This is a genomic window from Roseateles sp. P5_B10, from assembly GCF_056400485.1.
Genome location: NZ_JBFULE010001471.1, coordinates 1 through 700, shown reverse-complemented (window position 1 = coordinate 700; position 700 = coordinate 1). Strand labels below are relative to the sequence as shown.

Here is a 700-nt window from a genome sequence, read left to right as displayed (position 1 = left end):
CCCCCTGGTCGTCTGGCAGACGGGCTCAGGCACGCAGACCAACATGAACGTCAACGAGGTGCTGGCCAACCGCGCCAGCGAGCTGCTGGGCGGCGAGCGGGGCGAGGGGCGGCTGGTGCATCCCAATGACGACGTGAACCGCAGCCAGAGCAGCAACGACGTCTTCCCGACCGCCATGCATGTCGCCGCCGTGCAGGCCTTGCAGGAGCGCCTGCTGCCGCCGCTGCGCGCGCTGCGCACGACGCTGCAGCAGAAGGCCGAGGCTTTCGATGACATCGTCAAGATCGGCCGCACCCATCTGCAGGACGCCACGCCGCTGACGCTGGGGCAGGAGATCTCGGGCTGGGTGGCGCAGCTGAACCACGGTGAGCGGCATGTGCTGGCGGCGCTGCCGCATCTCTACGAACTGGCTCTGGGCGGCACGGCGGTAGGCACCGGGCTGAACGCGCCCAAGGGCTATGCCGAGCAGGTCGCGGCGGAGCTGGCGCGACTGACGGGCCATGACTTCGTCACGGCGCCGAACAAGTTCGAGGCCATGGCCTCCTGCGACGCCCTCGTCCACGCCCACGGCGCATTGAAGACGCTGGCCGCCAGCCTGACCAAGATCGCCAACGACGTGCGCTGGCTGGCCAGCGGCCCGCGCAGCGGCATTGGCGAGATCAGCATCCCGGAGAACGAGCCGGGCTCGTCCATCATGCCC

1 protein-coding gene is annotated in these 700 nt (G+C 69.6%); it reads left to right on the top strand.

What is annotated here, in order from left to right; translation table 11 throughout:
- Nucleotides 1–700, top strand: a 700-nt coding sequence (locus tag AC1DU6_RS34040; protein ID WP_477862829.1) for a lyase family protein, incomplete at both ends; no start/stop codon positions are given.